General features: G+C 68.2%; 1 protein-coding gene. It reads left to right on the top strand.

Features of this window, described 5'->3' with window-relative positions; all coding sequences use genetic code 11:
• Window positions 1-371: helicase HerA-like domain-containing protein (locus FLO80_RS24260; RefSeq protein WP_149187177.1), on the top strand; the 371-nt coding region annotated here is incomplete at both ends.

Here is a 371-nt window from a genome sequence, read left to right as displayed (position 1 = left end):
GATGGCCAGCCGGTAGGACAGGCCTGGCGCCTGGCCAACCGTCATGGATTGATCGCCGGCGCCACCGGTACCGGCAAGACGGTGACCTTGCAGCACCTCGCCGAATCCTTCAGCGATGCCGGTGTCGCGGTGTTCGCCGCCGACATCAAGGGCGACCTGTGCGGCATCGCCGCGCCGGGCAACCCGCAGGGCAAGGTCGCCGAACGTATCGCCAGCATGCCGTGGCTGAACTACCAGCCGAAGGCCTACCCGACCACGCTCTGGGACATCGCCGGGAAGACCGGCCACCCGTTGCGCACCACCATCAGCGAGATGGGCCCGCTGCTGCTGGCCAACCTCCTGGAGTTGACCGATAGCCAGCAGGCCGCGCT

It is taken from the genome of Aquicoccus porphyridii (assembly GCF_008369105.1).
Classification (GTDB): domain Bacteria; phylum Pseudomonadota; class Alphaproteobacteria; order Rhodobacterales; family Rhodobacteraceae; genus Aquicoccus; species Aquicoccus porphyridii.
The sequence above is the reverse complement of the archived record's forward strand: the minus strand, read 5'-3'. Positions and strand labels throughout refer to the sequence as shown.